Annotated in this window: 27 protein-coding genes; 10 read left to right on the forward strand and 17 right to left on the reverse strand. The window is 71.8% G+C overall.

Features of this window, described 5'->3' with window-relative positions:
* Positions 1-60 precede the first annotated feature (60 nt).
* Both ACGH52_RS02685 and ACGH52_RS02690 read left to right on the forward strand, forming a co-directional pair.
* Complete coding sequence (locus ACGH52_RS02685) at positions 61-1410, forward strand: MFS transporter (RefSeq protein WP_399937272.1); 1350 nt, start codon at positions 61-63, stop codon at positions 1408-1410.
* Positions 1407-3359 carry an alkyl/aryl-sulfatase gene (locus tag ACGH52_RS02690; RefSeq protein ID WP_076978073.1) on the forward strand — a complete coding sequence of 651 codons (1953 nt, stop codon included), beginning with the start codon at positions 1407-1409 and terminating at the stop codon, positions 3357-3359. The genes ACGH52_RS02685 and ACGH52_RS02690 overlap by 4 nt, the downstream gene beginning before the upstream one ends.
* Here the strand turns inward: ACGH52_RS02690 and ACGH52_RS02695 are convergent.
* The 6 genes from ACGH52_RS02695 to ACGH52_RS02720 all read right to left on the reverse strand — a co-directional run bounded on the left by ACGH52_RS02695 (position 3285) and on the right by ACGH52_RS02720 (position 8282).
* Positions 3285-3746: a SpoIIE family protein phosphatase gene (locus ACGH52_RS02695; protein ID WP_399937275.1), complete on the reverse strand. Its 462-nt coding sequence runs from the start codon at positions 3744-3746 to the stop codon at positions 3285-3287. The genes ACGH52_RS02690 and ACGH52_RS02695 overlap by 75 nt on opposite strands.
* 384 nt (positions 3747-4130) lie before the next feature.
* A complete protein-coding gene (locus ACGH52_RS02700) occupies positions 4131-5204 on the reverse strand; it encodes a SpoIIE family protein phosphatase (RefSeq protein WP_210976449.1) in 1074 nt (357 codons plus the stop codon).
* Positions 5201-5644, reverse strand: a complete 444-nt coding sequence (locus ACGH52_RS02705) for an ATP-binding protein (RefSeq protein ID WP_076978075.1) — start codon at positions 5642-5644, stop codon at positions 5201-5203. Before ACGH52_RS02705 ends, ACGH52_RS02700 begins: the two co-directional genes overlap by 4 nt.
* Positions 5644-6075, reverse strand: coding sequence for an STAS domain-containing protein (locus tag ACGH52_RS02710; protein WP_121703051.1), 432 nt, complete (start codon positions 6073-6075; stop codon positions 5644-5646). The genes ACGH52_RS02705 and ACGH52_RS02710 overlap by 1 nt, the downstream gene beginning before the upstream one ends.
* Positions 6072-6968: an STAS domain-containing protein gene (locus tag ACGH52_RS02715; RefSeq protein ID WP_121703050.1), complete on the reverse strand. Its 897-nt coding sequence runs from the start codon at positions 6966-6968 to the stop codon at positions 6072-6074. Before ACGH52_RS02715 ends, ACGH52_RS02710 begins: the two co-directional genes overlap by 4 nt.
* 144 nt (positions 6969-7112) lie before the next feature.
* Positions 7113-8282: a PP2C family protein-serine/threonine phosphatase gene (locus ACGH52_RS02720; RefSeq protein ID WP_210976447.1), complete on the reverse strand. Its 1170-nt coding sequence runs from the start codon at positions 8280-8282 to the stop codon at positions 7113-7115.
* Positions 8283-8465: 183 nt separating this feature from the next.
* Here ACGH52_RS02720 and ACGH52_RS02725 point away from each other — a divergent pair, with 183 nt between their 5' ends.
* The 3 genes from ACGH52_RS02725 (at position 8466) to ACGH52_RS02735 (ending at position 10085) form a co-directional block, all read left to right on the forward strand.
* The gene (locus ACGH52_RS02725; protein WP_121700952.1) at positions 8466-8900 is read left to right on the forward strand and encodes a MarR family transcriptional regulator; all 435 of its coding nucleotides are present in this window, start codon (positions 8466-8468) and stop codon (positions 8898-8900) included.
* Positions 8901-9155: 255 nt separating this feature from the next.
* A complete protein-coding gene (locus ACGH52_RS02730) occupies positions 9156-9536 on the forward strand; it encodes an FhaA domain-containing protein (RefSeq protein WP_399937280.1) in 381 nt (126 codons plus the stop codon).
* A 126-nt stretch (positions 9537-9662) separates the two neighbouring features.
* Positions 9663-10085 carry an ATP-binding protein gene (locus ACGH52_RS02735; protein WP_079252760.1) on the forward strand — a complete coding sequence of 141 codons (423 nt, stop codon included), beginning with the start codon at positions 9663-9665 and terminating at the stop codon, positions 10083-10085.
* A 36-nt stretch (positions 10086-10121) separates the two neighbouring features.
* On the opposite strand, the gene ACGH52_RS02740 is transcribed toward ACGH52_RS02735, so the two are convergent.
* From ACGH52_RS02740 to ACGH52_RS02765, 6 genes are all read right to left on the reverse strand, one after another.
* Complete coding sequence (locus ACGH52_RS02740; RefSeq protein WP_399937283.1) at positions 10122-11561, reverse strand: amino acid permease; 1440 nt, start codon at positions 11559-11561, stop codon at positions 10122-10124.
* Entirely contained in the window at positions 11558-12934 is a 1377-nt protein-coding gene (locus tag ACGH52_RS02745; protein ID WP_399937286.1) for a diaminopimelate decarboxylase, read from the reverse strand. Before ACGH52_RS02745 ends, ACGH52_RS02740 begins: the two co-directional genes overlap by 4 nt.
* A 154-nt stretch (positions 12935-13088) precedes the next feature.
* Positions 13089-14756: a PucR family transcriptional regulator gene (locus tag ACGH52_RS02750; RefSeq protein ID WP_399937289.1), complete on the reverse strand. Its 1668-nt coding sequence runs from the start codon at positions 14754-14756 to the stop codon at positions 13089-13091.
* A 7-nt stretch (positions 14757-14763) separates the two neighbouring features.
* Positions 14764-14907: a hypothetical protein gene (locus ACGH52_RS02755; protein WP_399937291.1), complete on the reverse strand. Its 144-nt coding sequence runs from the start codon at positions 14905-14907 to the stop codon at positions 14764-14766.
* A 162-nt stretch (positions 14908-15069) separates the two neighbouring features.
* A complete protein-coding gene (locus ACGH52_RS02760; protein ID WP_399937293.1) occupies positions 15070-15957 on the reverse strand; it encodes a hypothetical protein in 888 nt (295 codons plus the stop codon).
* 75 nt (positions 15958-16032) lie between these two features.
* The gene (locus ACGH52_RS02765; protein WP_076978085.1) at positions 16033-16473 is read right to left on the reverse strand and encodes an OsmC family protein; all 441 of its coding nucleotides are present in this window, start codon (positions 16471-16473) and stop codon (positions 16033-16035) included.
* Between the two features lie 145 nt (positions 16474-16618).
* On the opposite strand from ACGH52_RS02765, the gene ACGH52_RS02770 reads away from it, so the two are divergent.
* The gene (locus ACGH52_RS02770; RefSeq protein WP_121703604.1) at positions 16619-17140 is read left to right on the forward strand and encodes a GNAT family N-acetyltransferase; all 522 of its coding nucleotides are present in this window, start codon (positions 16619-16621) and stop codon (positions 17138-17140) included.
* Between the two features lie 7 nt (positions 17141-17147).
* On the opposite strand, the gene ACGH52_RS02775 is transcribed toward ACGH52_RS02770, so the two are convergent.
* The gene (locus ACGH52_RS02775; RefSeq protein WP_399937297.1) at positions 17148-17561 is read right to left on the reverse strand and encodes a DUF4190 domain-containing protein; all 414 of its coding nucleotides are present in this window, start codon (positions 17559-17561) and stop codon (positions 17148-17150) included.
* A 282-nt stretch (positions 17562-17843) separates the two neighbouring features.
* Between ACGH52_RS02775 and ACGH52_RS02780 the strand changes: the two genes are divergently transcribed.
* From ACGH52_RS02780 to ACGH52_RS02790, 3 genes are read left to right on the forward strand one after another with little or no spacing between them, the layout of a single operon-like run.
* The gene (locus tag ACGH52_RS02780; RefSeq protein ID WP_399937300.1) at positions 17844-18314 is read left to right on the forward strand and encodes an SRPBCC family protein; all 471 of its coding nucleotides are present in this window, start codon (positions 17844-17846) and stop codon (positions 18312-18314) included.
* Positions 18315-18346: 32 nt separating this feature from the next.
* Positions 18347-18649, forward strand: a complete 303-nt coding sequence (locus ACGH52_RS02785) for a helix-turn-helix transcriptional regulator (protein ID WP_121703606.1) — start codon at positions 18347-18349, stop codon at positions 18647-18649.
* The gene (locus tag ACGH52_RS02790) at positions 18646-19038 is read left to right on the forward strand and encodes a VOC family protein (protein ID WP_121703607.1); all 393 of its coding nucleotides are present in this window, start codon (positions 18646-18648) and stop codon (positions 19036-19038) included. Before ACGH52_RS02785 ends, ACGH52_RS02790 begins: the two co-directional genes overlap by 4 nt.
* A gap of 40 nt (positions 19039-19078) precedes the next feature.
* Here the strand turns inward: ACGH52_RS02790 and ACGH52_RS02795 are convergent, their stop codons facing one another.
* A complete protein-coding gene (locus ACGH52_RS02795) occupies positions 19079-19621 on the reverse strand; it encodes a GNAT family N-acetyltransferase (RefSeq protein WP_399937305.1) in 543 nt (180 codons plus the stop codon).
* Between the two features lie 51 nt (positions 19622-19672).
* On the opposite strand from ACGH52_RS02795, the gene ACGH52_RS02800 reads away from it, so the two are divergent.
* A complete protein-coding gene (locus tag ACGH52_RS02800) occupies positions 19673-20263 on the forward strand; it encodes a TetR/AcrR family transcriptional regulator (RefSeq protein WP_399937308.1) in 591 nt (196 codons plus the stop codon).
* A gap of 28 nt (positions 20264-20291) precedes the next feature.
* Here the strand turns inward: ACGH52_RS02800 and ACGH52_RS02805 are convergent, their stop codons facing one another.
* From ACGH52_RS02805 to ACGH52_RS02815, 3 genes are all read right to left on the reverse strand, one after another.
* The gene (locus tag ACGH52_RS02805) at positions 20292-20948 is read right to left on the reverse strand and encodes a DUF4328 domain-containing protein (protein WP_399937311.1); all 657 of its coding nucleotides are present in this window, start codon (positions 20946-20948) and stop codon (positions 20292-20294) included.
* A gap of 124 nt (positions 20949-21072) precedes the next feature.
* Positions 21073-21726, reverse strand: a complete 654-nt coding sequence (locus ACGH52_RS02810) for a hypothetical protein (RefSeq protein WP_399937313.1) — start codon at positions 21724-21726, stop codon at positions 21073-21075.
* A 22-nt stretch (positions 21727-21748) separates the two neighbouring features.
* Positions 21749-23209, reverse strand: coding sequence for an alpha/beta hydrolase (locus ACGH52_RS02815; RefSeq protein ID WP_399937316.1), 1461 nt, complete (start codon positions 23207-23209; stop codon positions 21749-21751).
* Positions 23210-23354 lie beyond the last annotated feature (145 nt).

The following is a 23354-nucleotide window of genomic DNA, read 5'->3' on the forward strand; positions in this document are numbered from 1 at the left end:
GGAGTCCGTCCGAGCCGGCACTCCCCGGGGCCTGCTCGGCCCGCATCCGCAGGAGTCACCTTGGCACCCCAACCCTCCGCGCCTCCCGCCGACCGCTCGGCGCGTCGGCCCGCCGCCCGTCCGCCCGACCGCCGCCGGGCCTGGCTGGTGACGGCCATGATCGTCACCTTCATGGTCATCAACTTCGCCGACAAGTCGGTCCTCGGCCTCGCCGCCGTCCCGATCATGGACGAACTGCACCTCAGCAACAGCACCTACGGGCTGATCTCCAGCTCCTTCTATCTCTTGTTCAGCCTTTCCGGACTGGTCGTCGGGTTCTTCTCCTCCCGGATCTCCAGCAGGACCATGCTCTTCGTCATGGCGCTGCTGTGGGCCGTCGCCCAGCTGCCGGTGCTGGCCGTGGCGGCGGTCCCGACCCTGATCGCGGGCCGCGTCCTGCTGGGGGTCGCGGAAGGCCCGGCAGCCTCGATGTCCATGCACGCGCTGTACAAGTGGTTCCCGCCCGAGCGGCGCGGGCTGCCCTCGGCCTTGCAGATCGGCGGCGCCGCGATCGGCACGCTGGTCTCCGCGCCCCTGCTCACCTGGCTCATCACGGATTTCGGATGGCGGTCGGCCTACGCCGTCCTGGCCGTCGTCAGCCTGCTGTGGGCGCTGGTGTGGTGGCGGACGGGCCACGACGGGCCGTACGACGAGACGCGTGTGCCACCCGCCGTCGACTCACGGCCCGTGCGGCGTCTGCCCTACCGCCGGCTGCTGCTGACCGGAACCACGGTGGGCAGCATCGCCGGCGCCTTCGGAGCCGCCTGGGCCCTCGCGCTGGCCCACGCCTGGCTGCCCGCCTACCTCAGGACCCAGCTGGGTCTCGGCCCCCAGACGGTGGCGACCGTCATCAGCGGCATCTCCGGTCTCAGCCTCGTCCTGCTGCTGACCGTCTCGCCGCTCGTGGACGCCCTCAAGGCGCGCGGAGTGTCCAGCCGCTGGTCCACCGGTGCCGCACAGGGAGTCTCGGTCTGTGTCGCCGGCTGTGCCATGGCCGCCTTCCCCTTCACCGACGGCGACGTCGTCCGCCTGCTCCTGATCGGGGTGGCCTTCGGCACGGTCGCCGTCGCGATCCCCTTGCACTACGTGACCGTTGCCGAGGTCGTGCCCCCGGCACAGCGCGGTGCCGTCTTCGGCATCGTCGCCGCGACGGGCACCCTCCCCGGCCTGATCGCGCCCTTCGTCACCGGCCACCTCATCGACGGTGCGGACACCGCGTCCGTCGGCTACACGACCGCGTTCCTCTTCGCGGCGGCGGTGATGCTGCTGGCGGGCGCCTCGGCCATCCTCGCCATCCGGCCGGAACAGGACGCGCGACGGCTCGGCCTGCTCCCCCTCGCGACCGACCCCGAGAAGGGTGTACCCGCATGAATCCGATGAACCGGCGCGGCTTCGTCACCGCTGCGGCGGGCGCCGCCGCGGCGACCGTGCCGCTGAACGCGCAGGTGTCCGAGGCGTCCCCCGGCCGCCCTGCCACCGAAACGCCGACTCCCACCCGCACCGGCGACCTCCCCTACGAGGACCGGTCCGATTTCGCCGACGCCGACCGCGGCTTCGTCGCCGCGTACACCGGCGGGCCGATCACCACGCCCTCCGGCAGCACCGCCTGGGACCCCGACGCCCACCGTTTCCTCGCCGACGCCACCGAGACCCCGCCGGCGACGGTGGACCCGAGCCTGTGGCGCCAGGCCAGGCTGCTGTCCCGCCAGGGGCTCTACCAGGTCACGGAGCGGATCTACCAGATCCGCGGCCTGGACCTGTCCAACATGACCGTCGTCGAGGGCGACACCGGCATCATCGTCATAGACCCCTTGACCTCCGCGGAGACCGCGGCCGCGGCGCTCCGGCTGTACCGCGCCCACCGCGGGAACCGCCCGGTCAGGGCCATGATCTACACCCACCCCCACGTCGACCACTTCGGCGGCTGCCGGGGCGTCCTGCCCGACGGCACCGACGGCGTACCCGTGCTCGCGCCGCGGGGGTTCATGGAGCACGCGGTCAGCGAGAACGTCTACGCCGGTCCCGCCATGTCCCGCCGTGCGGGCTACATGTACGGCTCCAGCCTGCCCACCGACGCCGCGGGACAGGTCGGCTGCGGCCTCGGGCTGGCGGTCTCCACCGGCACCGTCGGCCTGATACCGCCCACCCGGTACATCGAGGCCACCGGGCAGGAGACCGTCCTCGACGGGGTGAGGATCCGTTTCCAGATGACTCCGGGCACGGAGTGCCAGGAGGAGATGAACTTCCTCCTGCCCGACCTGCGGGCGGTGTGCATGGCCGAGAACGCCACCCACACGATGCACAACATCCTGACCCTGCGCGGTGCCCAGGTCCGCGACGCGCACGCCTGGGCGGGATACCTGACGGAGTCGATCGGCCTCTACGCGGGCGCGGCCGATGTGGCGTTCGCCTCCCACCACTGGCCCACCTGGGGCAACGACGGCATCGTCGCCCTCCTCACCCGGCAGCGGGACCTCTACGCCTATCTGCACGACCAGACCGTCCGCCTCATCAACAAGGGCCTCAACGGCACCGAGATCGCGGAGAGTCTCCGCCTGCCGCCGCAGCTGGAGCGGGTGTGGGCCAACCGCGGCTACTACGGCTCCCTCAGCCACAACGTCAAGGCCGTGTACCAGCGCTACATGGGCTGGTTCGACGCCAACCCCGCGCACCTGTGGGAGCACCCGCCGGCCGAGGAGGCGCGGCGGTGGGTCGAGTCCCTCGGCGGGCAGGCCGCGGTGCGGGCTCGTGCCCGGCACTACAGCGACCGGGGCGATCTGCGCTTCGCCGTGACGCTCCTCAACCACGCCGTCTTCAACGACCCGGACGACACCAGGGCGAAGCGGCAACTCGCCACGCTCTACGTCCGCTTGGGCCGGGCCGCCGAGAACGCCGTGTGGCGCAACTTCTACCTCACCGGTGCCCAGGAACTCATGCACGGGATCAAGCCGGTTCCCAAGCCCACCACGGGACCCGACCTGCACGGGGCACTGACGGTCGGACAGCTCGTCGACGGCCTGGCCGTGCGCGTCGACGGGCCCGCCGCGTGGTCGCTGCGGCTCGCCCTCGACTGGCACATCGGGGATGTCTACTGGCACCTACGGCTCGCCAACGGTGTGCTCACCTGGACCAGCGACGCGAGCCCCGCCCCCGACAGTGCGCTGACCATGACGATGACCAAGCCGCAGCTCCTCGCGCTGCTCGCGGGCAAGGGCACCGACGGCATCACGATGACGGGTGACGGCTCACAACTGGCGCAGCTCCTGGCGGTCCTGGACACCCCGGACCGCCGCTTTCCCGTCGTCACTCCCGCCTCGTGATCGCCGGGCCCGGTGCCCGCCGTCACTCGCCCCTGCGACCTCCTGGCCCCCGGCCCGGCCCGCGGCGGCCCTGCTGTGACAGAGCAGCAGGCAGACGTCGTCGTCACGCGCGGAGTCACGCAGGAGGGTGGTGAGCAGGTCGTCGGCGGCCGCGTCCATGTCCTGCTCCAGGTCTCGTGTGCTCGCCGAGGCCAGGATCCGGCTGAGGGCCTCGATACCGACGTCCATCCCCCGTGACCGGCGTTCGACCAGGCCGTCGGTGTACAGCAGCAGGGATGAGCCCGGCGGCAGTTCGGCGGTCTGGTCGGAGTGCAGCGCGAGGACGCCCTGGTTGGTCTGGTGCAGTTCGTGCCGGTACATCTCGACGAGCCGCGTCTGCTCGTCCAACCGGTCCAGTACGGCCGAGGTGTTGTCGTCCGCCTGCCAGAGCGCCTCGGAGAGGGGTGGCCGGCGGCCGGGCCCGGACCGGCCCGTGGGCCAGGGGGCAGACGAGTGGGGGCTCGTCCTGCTGGTCGGGGACGGGCTGGGCGATCGGCCGGAGCCGGACGGTGAGTTCGCCTTCCCGTCCGGCGGTGGCCTGCCGGATGTGGAGACCGACCTCCCACTCGCCCCCCTGGCGGACACAGCGGCGCAGCCGCGCGGTCAGGTCGGTGAGGAACCGGGCACGTGCGAGCGCGGGAGCCCGGCCCGTGATGACCACGTCCGCGACGGCGGCGCGTACCCACGCCCCGTCGGTGGCGGACACGATCTTCCAGGCGTCGGAAGTCACGGTCATGGATGTCCGTCTCCGGGGCCGGGGACCAGTACGGCCACGCTGGTGTCGTCACGCACGGGGCGAGCCGCGCTGCCGGCGTCCCGCAGGACGACCGCGGCCACCAGGGCCGGGTCGTGGGCCTGCAGCGTGGGGTCGTGCGGCGGCTCCCAGCGGCTGGGGAGTCCGTCGCTGTGCAGGACGAGCAGGCTGTCCGCCTGCCAGGCCTCCTCGTGCGGGGGCACCCTCGCGGGGAAGTGCGCTCCGACGATGCCCGGGTGGGAGGTCAGTGCGTGCCAGGAGCCGCCGGTGCGGAGCCGGGCGCCGGTGTCGCCGATACCGGCGAAGGAGAGCCGGGCCCTGTCCTCGTCGAGCTGCGCCACGCCGACGGCCGCGCCTCGCGTGTCGTGCAGGGCCGCGTGCAGGTGTCTGAGGATCTCGGCCGGTGGCCGGTCGGCGGTTCCGCGCAGCGCGTGGACGGCGGCGGTGGACGCCTGGGCCGCCGCTTCGCCGTGCCCGAGTCCGTCCGCGAGCATCAGGGTGAGCCGCGGACCCGAGCGCACCCAGGCGAAGGAGTCGCCGGAGTGCTCGGCATGGGCGAGGGAGGTGTTGACTCCCCCGGCCCGGGCTCCCGTGGCGGAGCGGACCGCCCGGGACCGGCGGCCCGCGGAGGGCAGGGACGGGCCGATGCGCGCCATGGCCACGGTGCCTCGGCCCGGTCGGCTGTGGAGGTCGAAGTCGCTGGATATGCGCAGACAGGTGCCCAGGCCCGCGCCGAGGGAGTCGGCGGAGGTGGTGTAGCCGTCGCGCAGGGTCGCCTGGATGTCGTCGATGCCGGGGCCGTGGTCGAGCGAGATGATCTGCACCTGCGGCTCGGCCTCCGCGAGGGTGTCGGAGGGGCCGGTCAGATTGATGATGATGCGTCCACCGCTGGCGTGTTTGACCAGATTGGTGGCCAACTCGGTGGCCACCAGGGCGGCGACGGCCGTGGAGTGCGCGTCCATGCCGCTGGCGGCGCAGGCGGTTTCCGCGGCGACGCGGGCGTCCCGGACCCGTGTGCTGTCCTGGAGCGGGACGTCCCAGACCCTGCTCATGATCCGCCCGTACGGGCCGTGGGGAGGACGGTGGTCCAGTCGGTGATGGTGACGGTGGTGCCCCGTCCGGGACGGCTGTCGAGGGTGAACTCCTGGACGAGCCGCTTGGCTCCGCTCAGACCCAGGCCCAGGCCGCCGCCGGAGGTGTATCCGTCGGTCATGGCCAACTCCGGGTCCGGGATTCCGGGGCCCTCGTCCGTGAAGGCCAGCCGCAGTCCGCGGCCGGCACCGTCTTCGAGGGGGGTCATCTCCACGTGTCCGCCGCCGCCGTGCACGAGTGTGTTGCGGGCCAGTTCGCTGGCCGCGGTCACCAGCTTCGTCTGCTGGACCAGGCTGAAGCCGAGTCCGGCAGCGGCCTGGCGCACTTCGTGACGGACCCAGGCCAGGTCCGCGTCCGAGCCGATGTGCAGACATGTCGTCGAGGCGGATGGGGCATGCATCACGCACCCCCTTCCGGGTGAACGTGGGGAGCGAACAGAGGGGCTCGTCCCAACAGGGACAGGGCCGCTTCGACGTCCAGGGCGGTCACCAGGCCGGGCAGGGTCAGGCCCAGCTCCACGAGGGTGATGGCCACGGCGGGGCGCATCCCGGCCAGGACCGTGCGGGTGGCCAGCAGGCTCGCGGCCGCCGCGATCTCGGCCAGGACGCGACCGAGGAAGGAGTCGACGATCTCCACGCCGGAGATGTCGATCACCACACCTCCCACCGGTGCCCCGCTGGAGGCGATGCGGCGGGCCACGTCGTCCTGCAGTTGCTCGGCCGCCCCGTCGTGCAGCTCTCCCTGCAACGTGACCAGCAGGACATCGCCCAGCGCGAGCACCGGCACGGGCACGGGCACGGACACCGTCGGGGAGGCGGAGAACCCGGTCACGGCGCGCTCGCTCCCCCGGCCGTACGTGGGGAGACGACGATGCCCTGCCTGGTGAGGGCGTGCGCCAGGGCGTCGGCCAGGGTGGCGCGCGTGGTGATCGACCCGAGGTCGATGCCGAGGTGGACGATGGTCTGGGCGATGGCGGGACGGATTCCCGAGACGATGCATTCGGCCCCCATCAGGCGGGCCGCGGCGACGGTCTTCATCAGGTGCTGTGCCACGAGCGAGTCCACGGTCGGCACACCGGTGATGTCGAGGATGGCGTACCGGGCCCGCTGGGCCACGATCGCTTCCAGCAGGTTCTCCATCACCACCTGGCTGCGGGCGCTGTCGAGTGTGCCGATGAGCGGCACCGCGACGATGCCCTCCCACAGTTGGATGACCGGGGTGGCGACCTCCAGCAGTTGCTCACGCTGGCGGGCGATCAGCTCCTCACCGGCGTGCACGGTCGTCTGCATCACCACGAGGCGGAGTGTGCCCATGAGGACGGTCAGCGCCAGCAGACAGGCGTTCGCCTGCTCGACGGAGTCCTCCTCGAAGTCGGCCCGCAGCAGTGCGCCGGCCGGCTCGCGCAGACCGGCGACCTCCTCGGCGATCTGCGACGGGCTCTGTCCGGCCCGGGTCCGGGAGGCGGACATCCGCCCCAACTGGTCTCTCACGGTGCCGAACCCAGGCGCCGTGACGTCCTCAAGCCGCCCGGTGCGGGCCACGTCCGCCAGGGCGTCCACCACGGCCTTGCACGCCTCGACCGCCTCGTCCCTCGAGACGGTGAAGACCGTCCGGAACAGCGCGGCGTCCGCCCATCGCTGGGCGATCTGCTCGCGGCGGCGTTCGAGGAAGGCGCCCAGTTCCCGCGCCGTCTCGGGGGCCGTGTCGTGCTCCGCCACCTGCATCGTCTCCCTGTTGTGTCCTGTGCCCTGTGTCCTGTGCTCCGCCGAATGGCAGACCATCCGGCAATTATTTCCAGATGACAAACGTTAGCGCGATGACTTGAGTCGAACAACACGCGATCGTCACAACTCGGCGGACCCGGACCGTCAGCCGTCCTGTCTTCCGTGCCAGTCCAGGCACATGACCAGAGCGTCGTCATCCGGCACGGCCTCGCCGCGGTGGCCGGTCAACTCCCGCAGGATGGCGCGCGGCACTTCCGCGGCGGGCAGCAGCCGGGTCGCCTGGATGGCCCGCGCGAGGGCCGCGTCGCCGTACGGCTCCCCCTTCGGAGAGGCCACCGCGTGAACGCCGTCGCTGACGCAGACAAGGCGGTCACCGGGCTCCACGCGGAAGTCCTGCACCATGTAGTCGGTCTCCTCGAACATGCCGAGGGGAAGCTGCGCCTCGAAGGACACCTGTTCCACCTTGCCGTCCCGCAGCCGCAGCAGCTGGGGCGAGCCGGCGTCCACCACGCTCGCCCGGCCGGCGGCCAGATCGAAGTCGAACATGAGGACGGACAGGTAGCAGCGCCCCTGGTACTGCGCGTAGACCGCCTGATCGGCCAGGGCGGCCTGGTCGGCGATGGGAATGCCGGCGCGGCGCGCGTTGCGCAGGGCGTTGATCGCCAGGTTCGTCAACAGGGACGCCTCGATGCCCTCACCCATGCCGTTGGTCACGTACAGCATCAAGTGGTCGGCGGTGGCGGACCAGTCGAAGTTGTCGCCGTAGATGGCGTAGGCGGGCTCCAGCTGAGCACCCAACTCGTACTCGGGACGCGAGCAGGAGCGGCCGGGCAGCAACTGCCACTGCATCTCGGCGGCCAGGGTCAGCCGGTCCCTGCGCCGCGCCTGCAGGTACAGGTCGGTGTCCCGTTCGGCCACCATCACCTCGTGCCCCAGCACGGAGGCGATCTCGGCCAGCTCGGACTCCCATTCCCGGGCGGCGTCGACTCCGGGCAGCGTGACGCTCAGCACACCGAGCCGGTCGCCGCGCACGCTGACCGGGAGATGCAGCCGCGCCCGCCCGTCCCTGCCGTCCTCGCGGTAGGGCTCCTGCGAGCCGAAGGCCCGCCCGGCGGGACTGTTGTGCACCGACACCGGCTCCATGGTGTGCGGGAGCACGGACACCGGCTGAAGCACGGTCAGGCCGTAGTCCGCCATGAACAGCTCGACGTCCTCCACACCGTACTGGTCGGCCAGTACGGCACGGATGGCGTCGAGCAGCTCGTGCGGAGCCGCCGTACGCAGGGCGCGCTCGGCGGCCACGAATCTGTTCATAATGGGATTTACACCTGTCTTTCGTCCTACGAAGAAACGCGTCTCGCTCACGGAGTGGGCATCGGTCGCCCCGGACCTCCTGTACTCCGCGAGTGCGCCTAGTACGCTGGCAGGCACCCCAGTGCCTGCGAGAGTGTGATCGTGACTGTCTTCCGCCGCCCGGAGCCCGACGAGGTCGCACGTGTGACCACGACGGCCGTTGAGCTGCTGGAGGTCGTGTGGGGGCGGGCTTCCACGGCGCCCACGTCCGCTTCCCAGCTGCGCGTGCTGCATATCCTCGAGCACCACGACGGCATCAACCTGCGCACCCTTGCGGAGTCCCTCGCCTCCACGCCACCGTCCACCAGCCGCCTGTGCGACCGCCTGCACGCGGCCGGGTTCGTCGAGCGGGTGACGCGTCCGGAGGACCGCCGCGAGGTGCGGCTGCACCTCAGCAGCCGAGGCCGCGCGTTCCTCGCCGATCTGCGCGCTCGCAGGGAGAAGGAACTGTGGAGGGTGCTCGCGGACATGCCCGCCGCCAAGCGAGTGGCCCTGCTGGAAGGGCTGGAGGCGTTCTGCGACACGGCGGCGGCGCAGATGCACGGTGACGTGACGGACTCCGACAGCCGCACCGCCTGACCCCGTCGAAGCATCTCAGGTCCCCTCCCCTCGTCCCGGCACCGGCGCTTTGTTGCTGGCGGCCATTATTGTCACACGGCAACTATGCGGGTGCGGTCCCTGTCTGTCCTTGCGGTGACCCGTGTACCCGCTCACAGCGCGTTCTGCCGCGACTGTGTGTTAAATCGCTTCACTCCTTGCGCGGCGAGGCCGTGCCGCCGGAAGTGCGCTCGTGTGGGTGAGCCTGCTCGGGATGGGGTGGGGCAGGCGCCCCCGATGGGATTCCTCGAAAGCGAACGCGTCATGGAGCAGTGGGTGATGAACGTGTGGAGCCGCTTGTCACCGGCTCGGCAGACCCACGGCGAGGCCCTGGCGACCATACTGCGGCAGTGCGACGAGAACACCCTGATCGTCGGTCGGCAGCGCGTCGTGGCACCCAACGCCTACGTCATCGAGCTGCTTGCGCAGACCCACCGCCAGATCTCGGACAGCGCGCTGCCCGTGGCGCCCGCCCTCGCCGCGCACGTCCGCCGCCACGCGGCCGAACGGGGGTACACCTTCGCGGGCCCCGTCACGGTTCATCTGCGCCCCGCGCCGGACGACCGCACCGACCGGTTCCGCGTTCACAGCCGTATTGCCCCGGCGAAGAGGCGATGAGGCGAAGAGGCTCTGTGGAAGAGGTGCTGCACATACGCCCGCAAGGGGGCGTTACGGGTTGAAATCCCGTCGGGCGGGCACACGCTGGGCCTGCCAGCACAACCGATCAGGACCGGGTGGTAGTGCATGACCGACACCGACACCACGCGTACTTTCACCCCCAGGGCTCCCGTCCGTACCGAAGGTGACAGCCCTTGCGGCATCGCTCACGCTCGTGACGTCACTCGTGCCTTCGTCGACGGGCTGGACCCGGCCCCGGCCGCCGAGACGGCGGAGACTCTCGTCCTCGTGGTCTCCGAACTCACCACCAACGCCGTGCGTCATGGCGGCGGTCGGTACACCCTCGAACTCACGGCGACCGCAGACGCGCTCAACGCCGCCGTCAGCGATCCCGACCCCACGCCCCCACGGGAGCGGACTCCCGACCTCGACGGCGGCACCGGCGGGTTCGGATGGCCCATGGTCCGCCGCCTCACCAGCAGGGTCACCGTCACCGCGCTCCCCGGACAGGGCAAGACCATCCACGCCCGCCTGCCGCGACAGCCCTGAAAGGCGGGCGACGGCGACGGCCCGTGCGTACGGTGCCTACCTGGGCAGGACGTCCGCGCCGGGCTCGTCCATGGCCGTGGCGTCGACGGCGGTCTGCGGCCGGCTGCCCCGGGCCCTGCGCACCGCGTAGGCGATCAGGACGACGGCCAGGCTGCCGATGCTGGTGAGCAGTTGGGTGCGCTGGTCGCCGATGACGGCCATGGCCACCAGGACGGCGGCGAAGGCGGCCATCACCGCCCACGTCAGGCAGGGGAAGAGCCACATGCGCAGCGACAGCCGTTCCGGGGCCTCGCGTTCCAGTCTGCGGCGCATCCGCAGCTGGGACGCCCCGATCATGAGGTACATGAAGATGGCGACGGCACCGGAGGAGTTCACCAGGTAGCTGAACACCGTGTCCGGGGAGAGGTAGGCGAACAGCACCGAGACCCAGCCGACCACGGTTCCGGCGAGGATCGCGCGGGCCGGGACGCTGCGCTTGTTCGTCTTCACGAGCCAGGCCGGCGCGTCACCGTGCGTGGCGAGGGCGCGCAGCATGCGCGAGGAGACGTAGACCGAGGAGTTGAGCACGCTCAGCACCGCGGTGAGGATCACGATGTCCATCACGAGGCCCGCGCCGGGCAGACCGATGATGTTCCAGGCCGCCACGTAGGGGCTGGCCAGCACCTTGGCGCCGTCCCACGGCACGATGGTGACGACCAGCACGATCGATCCGACGTAGAAGAGGATGATCCGCCAGATGATGCCCGTGGTGGCGCGGGCGACGGAGCGTTCCGGTTCCTTGCTCTCGGCCGCGGCGATGGTGACGATCTCCGCTCCGCCGAAGGCGAAGATGACCACCACGATGGCGGAGAAGATCGCGGTGAAGCCGTTGGGGGCGAAGCCTCCGTGCGCGGTCAGGTTCGAGAAGTCGAGCGACGCGCCCGGCCAGGCGCCGAAGACGTACAGTCCGCCGACGATCAGGAAGGCGACGATCGCGGCGACCTTGACCGAGGAGAACCAGAACTCGAATTCGCCGAACGACTTCACCGACAGGAGATTGGTCGCGGTCATCACGACCATGAGGCCCATCGCCAGTACCCACAGCGGCAGTCCGATCCACGCGTGCAGGATCGCCGCCCCCGCGACGGCCTCGACGGCCACGATGATGACGTAGTAGTACCAGTACAGCCAGCCGATGGTGAAGCCCGCCCACGGCCCGATGGCGGTGCGCGCGTAGTCGGCGAACGAGCCCGAGGACGGCCTCGCCACGACCATCTCACCGAGCATCCGCATCGTGCACAGCACGAGGGCTCCGGCCAGGCAGTACGAGACGATCGCGGCGGGTCCGGCGGTCTTGATCACCGAGCCGCTGCCGACGAACAGGCCGGCGCCGATCGCACCGCCGATCGCGATCATCGACATGTGGCGGTTGCGCAGCGACCGGCTGAGTTCCGGCTGCGGGTCCCGCGCTTCTCCGTGCGGTGCGGGGGAGGTCATTCCGCCGTCTCCTTCGCCTGTTCCGCGGCGTTGTCGGCGCGCAGCGCCACCAGGGCGTCCGCTTGGGAGAGTCCGCTCTCCTCGACCACGCCGCGCACGCTCTGTGCCTCGCGCACGAGGGCGAAGGCGACCCGTCCGCCGGAGTCGGTCCGATAGCCGTACACGGCGGGCCGCGGCAGGGAGTTGTAGGAGAAGTGCGAGGAGAAGTAGTACGCCCCGGTGTCGTACAGCGCCACCACGTCGCCCGGCTCGACGGCCGGCAGCTCGCGCCCGGTCGCCGTCAGGTCGCCGGCGAAACAGCACGGGCCCGCGATGTCGACGATCTCGGTCGGGCCCTGCTTGGGACGGCCCGTGGCGTCGAACACCCCGACGCGCAGCGGCCAGGCGTCCGGCATGAAGACCGTGCGGGTGGCCACCTGGGCGCCGGCGTGCGTGACCGCGATCCGCCGGCCGCCGGCCGCCTTGGTGTATTCGACGACCGAGCCGATGGTGCCGCTCTTGGCGAGCAGGGAACGGCCGAACTCGGTGATCAGGTCGTAGCGGCCGTCGAAGAGGCCGGGTACGGCGGTGCGGAGTTCGGCGACGTATTCCGCGTACGTCGGGCGGTCGTCCTCGCTGTCGAAGTTGACGGGCAGGCCGCCGCCGATGTCGAGTCCGGTGATCTGGGTGCGGCCCAGTTCGGTGTTGATGCGCTCGGCCAGTTCGTACGCCGCTCGCACCCCTTGGGCGATGAGCGGCAGCGGGCAGCCCTGGGAGCCCACGTGGGCGTGCAGCCGGTTGAGCCAGGGGCGGCGCGCGAACGCCTCGATCACCGCGTCGACGGCTCCCTCGTCGCGCAGCGCGACGCCGAACTTGGAGGTCGCGGTGGCGGTGCTCATCGCGCCGATGGCACCGGCGCCGACCTGCGGGTTCACTCGCAGTCCGATGGGCCCGGTGGCCGCTCGGCCGGCCAGCAGGCCGTCGACGCGGGCCATCTCCTGGAAGTTGTCCAGGTTGATCGCGATGCCGTGGGCCAGGGCGAACTCGAGTTCCTCGACCGTCTTCGCGGGGCTGTCGAAAACCAGCCGGTCGTAGGTGAACCCGGCCGCCAGCGCCTGCTCCAACTCCCCGGGCGAGGCGACTTCGCATCCCATGCCCGCGTCCGCGAGCAGCCGCAGCACGGGCACCAGCCCGCACGCCTTCGCCGCGAACGTGTGCTGCACCGCGGCCGGTCCCTCGAACGCCTCGTTCAGCGCCTCGACGGCGGCGAGCACACCGTCGACGTCGAGGAGACCGACCAGAGGCGCCCGCGGGCCCAGCAGGCCCTCCTCGACGGCCCGGGCGAGCGCGGCCTCACGGGCGCCGCGGCGCTGGTGGAGGGAACCGGAAGTCACTGTCAACACACTCCAGACACGTCGGTCGTGCACGGCGCTCGTCGGGCGGCCGGCCGTTGTCACGTGCACAGCTTCGTTCCGCGGAGCCCGTCGCGTCTTCGTTCCGTACGACCACGGTCGGACCGGAGTACTGTGCGTCGATACAACTAAATGATCATTCTGTGCGCCGTGCCAGCCGCAGCCCGATGTCCGCCAGGAACCGCAGGGTCGGGTCCGCCAGGTCGACGCCGAACAGTTCCCGAGCCCGCCGCAGCCGGTACCGGAGGGTGTTCGGATGCACGTTCAGGCGCCCCGCGGCCGTGCCCGTGTCACCGAACGCGTCGAGGTAGGCGGCGACGGAGGCGCCGTACTCCGAGCCGTGCGCCCGGTCGTGCTCCACCATCGCGTGCACGGGACCCGACAGGCTCTCCCACAACGGCGCGATCCGGTCGAGCACCCGCAGCGCGGACACCTCGGGAACCAGTTCACCGAAGGAGGCCACCGCGGACACCACCTCAGCTCCCGGCCGTCGCGCGGCCCGCTCCCCCAGCACCCGCACCACCAGCTCCGCTGCCTCCCGCGACGCGGGCAGCCCCGCCAGGTCGGCGGTCGCCGGGCCCACGCCCGCGAACACCACACCGCGCGGCACCGAGCGGGCCGCCGCCAGCAGGGCGCGCGCCGGGTCCGTCTCCTCCTCCCCCGCCGGAAGCAGGACGTACAGCCGCCGCCCCGACCGCGCCGTCACACAGCCCGGCCGGTACGCCGCGGCCTGCAACGCGAGCACGTCCAGCAGCCGCTGCTCGGCGGCTCCCCCTGCCGCCGCGGCGGGCCCGCCGGTCGGCTCCCGGCTGTCGTACGCCTCCGCGACCATCACCGCGTACGGCCTGCCGGGCACGATGCCGGCTTCGTGCGCGACGCGTGCCGCCCGGCCGCTCCCGTCGAGCAGCGCGTGCACCGCGCCCTCCCGCGCCCTGGCCGCGGCCCGGCCCCAGGTCTGGTGGTGGGACAGATGCGGCACGGCGGCCCGTGCCGCCGTGTGCAGCGCCGCCGCCGCGTCCTCGGCCAGCGGCCGGCCGTCGGCGGCGGCCCAGAGCGACCCGAGGACCTCCGATCCGTGGCGCACCGCGACGGCCAGCCGTTCCGCGTACCGGTCGTCGGCGGGCAGCCGTACGACGCCGTCGGTGCTCCACAGGGCCTGGAAGAAGCCGCTCTCACGCAGTTCGTCCACGCGCCAGCGCGGGACCTCCTGTCCGAGGATCGTCAGCCTGCGCATCGGGTCGGGCTCGTGGTCCATGCGCGAGTAGGCGAGCACCCGCGACTGAGGGTCCTCGATGGTGATCGCGCCGCCGACCAGGGTCGCCACCGTGTTGGCGAGCCCGGGCAGGTCACCGAGCCGCAGGCCCTCCACCCCGGTCGTCCCGGTCGGGACGCTGTGCGCCAGGGCGGTGCGCAGTTGGCCGAGCACCTCCGTCCAGCCCTGCCCCGGCCGCCGGGTGAGCAGCGCCGTACGCCCCGAGGCGGCCGCCTCCAGCAGCGCCGTCCGCGGGCCGCGGGTGCCCCGCCTCAGCACCACGGCCGCGGCTCCGGCCCGGTCGGCACCGCGCAGCACGTCGATCGCCTCCGGCGAGGCGGCGTCCACACCGACCGCGAGGAGGATCAGTCCGGACGCCGCCCAGGTCTCGTCGTCCCGCTCCTCGCCCGGGTCGTGCAGCACCACGTCGGCCACCGGCACGCCGGGGCCGCGCGGTGCCACGACGACATCCAGCATGCCGGGTGCGATCAGACCGAGGATCTGCTCCAGCGACGGCCCGCTGTCGGGCCGCTCGGGTTCCTGTGTTGCCATACGTCCATCATGGTCGGCCGTCGTCCGGCACCGTGCCGTCCTCCGAGGTCCCGGTGAGACGGCTGGCGAGGTGGTACCTCACGGTCACGTCCTGGTAGTCGTGCCCGGGCTCCACCCGCTGGGGCAGGTTGGTCCGCTCCGCGCGGGACACCGACTCGCGCGCTCCGGTGCCGGGGAAGGTGACCCGGGTCCGTGGCGCCTCCTCGAAGCGCAGACGGGCGCCGCTGACGACCGCGTCGAAGGAGATGGCGGGCCCGGGGCCCGCGAGGTGCCCGGCGGCGGTCTCGGCGGACGGAGGCGCCGGCGTGTCCGTTCACGGCGGCTCTTCGTGCTTCCTGGCAGCCCGGCGGCCGACGGGTCGCGCCGTCCCGGACTCGTCGTCGCGTGTGCGGCGCCGGCGGGTGGAGTCTCCGCCCTCGGCGTCAGGGCCGGTCCGTCGGGCCGTCCGGCGCGGCGCCACGCCGCCCGAGGAGGCGGTGCCGTCCGTGCCCCGGCCCGTACGAGTGGCGGAACCGGCCGCACCACCGGCCCGACGCGCGGCCTTCCCGGTCGCGTCCTCAGCCCGGGCCTCCGGTGAGGCGCGGCGCACGCTCCCCGCCGCGGACCGCCCGGTCTCCCCCACCGCGTCCACCGCGTCCGCGCCTGCCCCGCCCACCTCGGCGACAGCCTCGCCCGCCCGCCCGCCGACGCCCTCGACGGCACCGCCGACGTCCCGCGCCACCTCTCCGACGGCCTCACCGGCGCTGCCGCCGACGTCCTCGACCGCGGCCCCGGCCCCCTCTCCGACGTTCCGCACGGCGTGCCCGGCGCCCCGGCCCACGTCCTGCGCGGCCGACCCGACGCCGCGGGCCAGCTCCTCCAGGATCTGCGGATTGCGGTCGAGCGTGGTGAGAACCCGGTTGATGATCAGCGCGACGTTGTCCAGGCGGACCTTGAGCTGGGCCTGTGCCTCGACCCCTGAGATGCCCAGGTGGACCTGGCCGAGCGCGACGTCGGCACCCACGTTCAGTTTGAGCAGGTCGAGCACTTCGGCCTGGAGGGACACCCGGGCCCGCAGGTTCTCCACGTCGAGGTTGAGTTCGTCGACCTTGAGCTGGGGGACGTCCAGAAAGACGTCGGGGCCGTGCTCCTCCGGCGGCCGCTCCTCCGGCGGCCGCTCCTGCGTCGAGTCGTCGTCCCCGTTCTCGGCGTGCTGCTGCATCGCTGCGCCTCCACGAACTCGCCCTTCGGGATTTCATCCCTTTTGCACCAGTATGGCGCGAGCGAGCGTCGGGGGTCAGGCGTCGGTGACCGTCGTGCGCACCGGGGTGCCGATCTCCACGGTCCTGCTCACGGTGCACAGACGGTCGTGGGAAGCCTTGACCGCCCGGGGCAGGATCGCGCGGGCGCGCTCCGCTCCCTCGTCGTCCGGGAAGGCCACGGTGAACGCGACCTCGAGGTTGGTCAGGCGGTTGCCCAGGTCGTCGCTGACCTTGTCTCCCGTGACCGTCACGGAGAAGCGGGTGGGTTCCGCGTGACGGCCGGTCGCCTTGTCGACGTCCACGGCCGAGCACCCGCCGATCGCGGCCAGGAACAACTCGACGGGAGTGAACCCGGCGTCCTGGTCGCCGTCCGGGGACGTGCCGAACCGGATCGACCCGCCGCGGGTGTTGGTGGCCACGAACTGGCCGCTGCTGGTGCGTTCGACGATGACGGAACGTTCCGACTGTTCGCTCATGCCGTTCACATTAGCCACATCGACCCACCGGGGCGCAGGGACAGGTCGGCCGGTCCATGCGTGAGGGCGTACCGGCAGACGGCCTCTGAAACGACTGTTTCAGTAATGTCGACGGAAACGACCGCAGGGGCCGGGAGAGCGCCACATGCCGCAGCGAGATCAGCAGCACGTCGTCGTACGCCGCGCCGAGAGGCCCGGCGACCTGGGGTGGGTGGTGATGGCCCACGGCGAGACCTATGACCGGCAGTTCGGGTGGAACACCGATTTCGAGGCTCTGGTCGCCGGGATCGTCGCCGACTACGCCACCCGGCACGACCCGGCCCGCGAGGCGGGCTGGATCGCCGAGGTCGACGGCCGGCGCGTGGGCTGCGTCTTCCTCGTCGCGGGCGACCGTCCGGAGGTCGCCAGGCTGAGGATTCTCCTCGTCACCCCGGAGGGCAGGGGCCTCCGTCTCGGAACGCGCCTGGTCGGGGAGTGCCTCGCTTTCGCCCGTGCGGCGGGCTACGAGCGGGTGACGCTGTGGACCAACGACGTGCTCGTGGCGGCGCGCCGGATCTACCAGAGCTTCGGCTTCACCCTCGCCGACGAGGAGCGCCACCACAGTTACGGCCAGGACCTCGTCGGCCAGAACTGGACCCTCGACCTGCGTCCCGGAGCGCCGCGCTGAGTCCAGGTCAGTTGTTGACGTCCTCGTTGAAGTCGTCCGCGCAGGCGTCCCGTTCGCTCTGCGTGTCGGCGTGCTGCACGCAGTCGTCGAAGTCCTTGAACTCGTCCGAGTTCAGGATCGACGCGCCGATCGCGATGATCACCACGGAACCGATGACCCCGAGCACGCCCAGGACCGCTCCGAAGATGGACATCGTGCGGCGCGGCGCCCTGCCGCCCCGGGCTCTGCGCGCGCCGATGATGCCGAAGACCAGCGCGAGGATGCCGAGCAGCACACCGCCGATGACGGTCCAGAAGAGGACCACGGCCAGGATGCCGAGCACGAGCGCGGCGATCGCCAGTCCGTTACCGCGCCTGGCCCCCTCCCCGGTGTGCGGCTGCGTCGAGTCGGCGGGCGTCGTGGGGTGTTCGGGGAAGGACACGTCATCACGCTCATCTCTGGGTGTGTCACGGGGAGTTGTCGTGAACTGCGACTGCCCCGCCGAGCGTGACGGATGCCTGCCGCCTCGTATCGGAGTCGGTCGGCCCGCGTCGGCTGCCATCCGCCACAGCGGAGTGCGTCGGCGAGCGGGTCCGCCTTGCCGTAACCGCAAGGTTCCGTGCCCCGCTCGACGCGCCCGGGCAAGACTGCCGACCGGGGCGCCTCGCCATCGCTCCGCCGCCCGTGCTTGCCCCCACCCACCGACGCGCAGGAGTCCCGCACCATGCACGAGTACGACGTCACCGTGACGACCGCCGCCCCGCCGGAGACCGTGTGGAAGCTGCTGGTCGACGCCTCGAGCTGGCCACGGTGGTCCAAGGTGGACAGCCTGGACACGGCACGGTCGGTCGGCCTCGACCCGGACGGCGACGACGCCGTCGGGGCCGTCCGGGCCTTCCGGACGGGACGCACCGTGACCGGCGAAAGGCTGACCGAGAAGGTCGAGGGACGCCTGCCGGCCTACGAGGACGCGTTCAACGCGTCACTGCGCGACTATCGCGCGCGCATCGAGCTGAGCCCGGCAGCCGGTGACTCGGGCACGGTCATTCACTGGTACGGCGAGTACCGGACGAGCCGGCTGCTCGGCTGGTTCCTGCCTCGCTACCTGCAGAGGTTCATGCAGGGCATGGCGGAAGGACTGGCCCGCTACACCGAGGAGCGCCCCCTCGGCACGGACGAGCACCGCCCGACTTGATAGGCAAGTCCACACTTGCCTATCATCACGTCGTGGCCGACGAACTCTTCAAAGCCCTGGGCGACCGCACGCGCCGCATCATCCTCGACGAACTCGTGCAGAAATCCGGACAGACCCTGTTCGAGATCTGCTCGCGGCTGAGCATGAAGCACCGGTTGGCCATCTCCCGCCAGGGGGTCTCCCAGCACCTCGCCGTGCTGGAGGCCGCCGGGCTCGTGGAGTCCCGGCGCGAGGGCCGCTACAAGTACCACGACCTGAACACCGCGCCGCTGCGGCACATCACCGAGCGATGGCCGGCTCCCGGCGCGTCCGGACCGAAGGAGAACACCTCATGAGGATCCACCTGACCAGCCTCTTCGTCGACGACCAGGCCAAGGCGCTGGAGTTCTACACCGGGGTGCTCGGCTTCGTGAAGAAGCACGACGTACCGGTCGGCGAGCAGGACCGGTGGCTGACCGTCGTCTCCCCCGACGAGCCCGGCGGCGTCGAGCTTCTGCTGGAGCCCGCGGGCCACCCGGCCGTCAAGCCCTACCGCGACGCCCTCGTCGAGGACGGAATCCCCCTCGCCCAGTTCGCCGTCGAGGACGTGCACGCCGAGTACGAGCGCCTGAGCGCCCTGGGCGTCCGCTTCACCCAGGAGCCCCTGGAGATGGGCCCCGTCACCACCGCCGTCTTCGACGACACCTGCGGCAACCTGATCCAGATCTCCACCGAGCCGCAGTGACGGCGTGCCCCGGTCCCGGGGCTCCGGCAGGTACAGGTGCTCAGATCCGCCAGTCGGGGGCCAGAATCGCCCAGACCTGCTTGTCGTGACGCACGCCCTCGTACGGCCACGCCTCGCGTCGCACGCCCTCCAGGGTCATGCCGAGCCTCTCGGCCACCGCGGCACTGCGGTCGTTGTCCGCCCGGCAGTGCCATTCGGCCCGGTGCAGCCCCCGGGTCGTGAAGGCCCAGTCCAGCAGCAGGCCACAGGCCCGCGTGACCAGACCGTGGCCCTCGGCCGACGGCTCCAGCCAGCAGCCGACCTCGCAATTGCCGAAGGCGGCGTCGAAGTCGGTGAACATCACACCGCCGACCAGCACGTCCTCGCGCCAGATGCCGTACATGCGCGCACCGTCGCCCGCCTGGCGTGCGGCATACCGTTCGAGCGTGGCCCGGGCTCCCCCCACGTCGTCGGTGACGAACGCGGGCCCGACCCAGGGGCGGATGTGTTCACGGGCCCGGTCCAGATGACCGGCGAACTCCTCGGCGTGCCACACCTCCAGCGGACCGAGGCGAGCAGCGGCACCGATCGACACCGAGAACATGAGACCTCCCCCTTTTGCACAACGCTTGTTATGTCAATGTACCGTGACGGCATGCCACGCACCAAGGGAGATCACGAGGCCCGGCGGCGAGACGTCTCCGCGGCCGTCTGGCAGGTCATGGCCACCCGCGGTTTCGCCGGTCTGACCCTGCGCGCCGTCGCGGCCGAACTCGGTGCGACCACGGGCCTGCTCACGCACTACTTCCCCACCAAGCGCGCCCTGCTCGAACACGCCCTCGACCTGCTCGAGCAGCGCACGCTCTCCCGCCCCCGCCGCCGTGCGGGCCAGGGCCTGGCCGCCCTCAGGGACGCCCTGCTGGACATCCTGCCGCTGACCCCCGAGGCCACCGACAGCAACCGCGTCTGGGTCTCGTCCTGGGACGCCGCGCTCTCCGACCCCGCCCTGGCCACCGACTACGCCCGCAAGTACGCACAGGGCCGCGAAAGGCTGCGCACCCGGGTGGCCGCCGCACAGGAACTCGGTGAACTGCCCCCGGGCGACCCCGCACATGTCGCGGCGAGCGCGCAGTCCTTCGCACTCGGCCTGGTGGTCCAGGCCCTCTTCGACCCGCCGGCATTCCCGCCGGAGCGGCAGGTCGAGCTCCTGGACCGCTACCTGGCCGCCCTGGCCGCCGACACGTAGTCGGCAGGGCACGGCTGCCGCGGACGGCTCACTCGCTCGCGGGCCTCAGGACGTCGATCCTTCGCTGCTGGGCGGCCGTGAGGGCGCGGACCATGAGGGCGCAGGCGAGGGCGGCGCCGACGACGGCAGCGTCTGCCAGCAGCAACGGTGCGACGTGGGAGTAGGCGCGGGCGATGACGGCGTCGGTCGAGTCGGCGTACATCAGACCCACCCCGCTCAGGGCGCCGATCAGCCACAGACCCCACCACAGGTTCACGCTGCGCGGCAGGCGGGTCTCCGGGGCGCCGACACGGTGGACCTCCGCCACGATGCCGCGAGGCACCCAGAAGTTGACTATGGGCACGACCCAGCCGAGATAGACCCAGGGCAGGCCGTAGTGCAACCGCCGCCCGGACAGCGCACGCGCATTGTCGCGGACCCGCAGCAACCAGGCCAGAAAGGCTATGGCGCACACCACCGTGGCGATGTCACCACAGGCACTGACGAGGTGATAGGCGTCCTCCAAGCCGGTCAGCGGGCGGTGCCGGCCGTCTCCCTGGTCCGGCGGACCGGAGGGCGGCAGACCGGCCACGGCCAACCGGATCTGCCAGATGCCTCTGGCGGTCCAGGCCGCTCCCGCCACGGCAAGCGCCGCGACAACGCAGCGGGAGACTCCCCTGACCGAACTCAGGGCTGGCGGGTCCATGTCACCGTTCACCCGTCCATCCTGCCTCATGGCAGCGGACGCGGTCCCACCTGCCCCACCAGCCCGTTCCCGCCTCTGCCGGTGGCGCCGCGAGCCGGGGACAGGGACCTGATCGCCCATGTGGTCAGCCCGCCGTGCCGTCGAGCAGTCGGTTGTAGCGCAGCCGCAGGGCCCGTTCCGTGCCGGCCGACAAGGTGATCAGGGTCAGCACGATGTTGCCCCCGACCGACGGGTGTACCGGCGAGGTGAGGGCCCCGACGTGCTCGGCCACCGCGGGTACGGCGGTGATGTGTTCGACGAGCTGCCCGGCCAGAACGGCCAGCGAGACGACGAGCGCGGTCAGCGAGAAGGCACCGATCCCGCGGCTCAGCGCGGGGTGCGCACGGTCGAGGTGGGCGCGGCGCCCCTCGGCGGAGTCGCGGTCGGGGACCAGGAGGTGCTCGGTGCCCTTGGTGGTGACGTAGTGGCAGCGCCGCAACCCGAACTTGCTCAGCCGCACCTCGACGGTGCCGCCGGGGACCGGGAAGGCGGCGGGGAGCCTCGACCGGGCATGGTGCCTGCCGTCGAGGTACAGGTCGGCCTTGGCCTGCGCGGAGGTCTGGTCCTGCCCACGCCTGACGTCCACGGCGTAGACCGCCTGCCCGCCGCCGCCGTCCGGCAGCCGGAGATAGAACAGGGAGCGGTAGGGCAGCTGCCACCAGCGGAACGGCCGGAGCGGTCGTCCGTCCCCGGGGGTGATCCTTCGGGCGGCCCGGCGGTTTCGCATCTCCTCGAACATCTCCGGCTCCTCCGTCACTCGCTCACTTGCCCGGCTGCGCCGCGCAGGCGAGGTCCCGCGCAGGACGTTCTCCGGTGGTCAGGAACTTCGTCGCCGCGTCGTTGGCGCAGGCGTTGCGGCCGTAGGGATAGACGCCGTGGCCGCCCTGGTCGGCCGTCACCAGCGTGGCCCGCCCGCCGAAGGCCCGCCGCAGTTCCCGGGCGCCGGCGAGCGGGGTGCCGGGGTCGCGCTCGTTCTGCACCATCAGCACGTTGGACGGCCCCCTGTCGGTGATGCGCACCGGCGGTTCGGTCCGCTTCCGCGGCCAGAACGCGCAGGGGTTGATGCTCGCGGTGGAGCCGCCCAGCATCGGGTACTTGAGCCGGTCGACGGCGACGTTGCGCCGGTACTCCCGGAGCGTCCTCGGCCAGCGCGAGTCACCGCAGACCACGGCGAAACGTGAGGCCATGAGGTTCTCCAGGTCCGCGGGCGGCTCCGGAAGCGGCAGTTGACCGCCCGTGTCGGCCGCCTGCCAGAACTCGGCGAGCCGCGGCATGGAACCGTCCACGTAGAGCAGTTCGAAGGTGTGCGCGCGGAACGCGGTCCCGTCGACGTTCTGCTGCGGCTTCGCGTCCAGTCGCTCCGCCAGCTCGAAGAACTTCGCGCGGATCTGCTTGGGCGTGGTGCCCAGGCCGTATTCGGGGTGCGCGACGGCGAACGCGGCGAAGTCGGGGAAGCGGTCCTTCAGCCCGCGGGCGAACAGCCGCATGGCGGTGTAGTCGTAGCCGCCGGGCCCCAGGTTGCTGTCGAGCACGATCCGGTCACCGCGCCGGGGGAACAGCGTCGTGTAGACCGCGCCGAGGTAACTGCCGTAGGAGGCCCCGAGGTACGACAGCTTCGGCTCGCCCAGCGCCGTCCGGATGCGGTCCATGTCGCGTGCCGTGTTGGCGGTGGTGGTGTGCGGCAGCATCCACGCCGTCCGCGAGCTGCCGCACTGTTCGGCGATCTTCCGCGCGGGCCGGGCCTCCCGTGTGACGTCGGCCGCGGTGTGCGCGTACGGCGGGAAGTTGCCGCGCCACTGCTGCTCCTGCGTCAGGTTGCAGGTCACCGGCGTGCTGTGGCCGACGCCGCGCGGGTCGAAGCCGATGATGTCGTAGGAGTCGAGGACTTTCTGGGGCAACCCGGAGGCGGCGAGGACGGCCGGGTACAGGAGACCGGAGCCGCCCGGGCCGCCCGGGTTGGTCAGCAGGACGCCACGCCGCTGGGCGGGCTTCTCGCTCGCCAGCCGGGAGACGGCGATCTCGATCCGACGGCCGTCCGGATCGCGGTAGTCCAGCGGAACGCGGAGCGTCGCGCATTCCAGGCGGGGAGCGGCGGCACCCTCGGGGCACGGACCCCACTTCAGGGCGCCCGGCGGTGTCGTCGCCGCCGCCGACGACGACGACGGCAGCGCGGTCACCGTCAACGCGGCGGCGGCGAGCGCGAGGGACAGACTTCTGCGCATGAGGTGTCCTCCTGTGGGGGCTGACCGGTACGTGAACGAGTCTGTTCATCGGGCGCGGTGGGCACATCGGCCCGGCGGACCGGCTCCGCCTGCGACCGCGGGAGAGGCACCGGTTAGACCTGGGTCCAAGGCGCATCGGCCCTCG

The sequence above is a fragment of the Streptomyces sp. BBFR25 genome (assembly GCF_044590125.1).
Lineage (GTDB): Bacteria > Actinomycetota > Actinomycetes > Streptomycetales > Streptomycetaceae > Streptomyces > Streptomyces canus_D.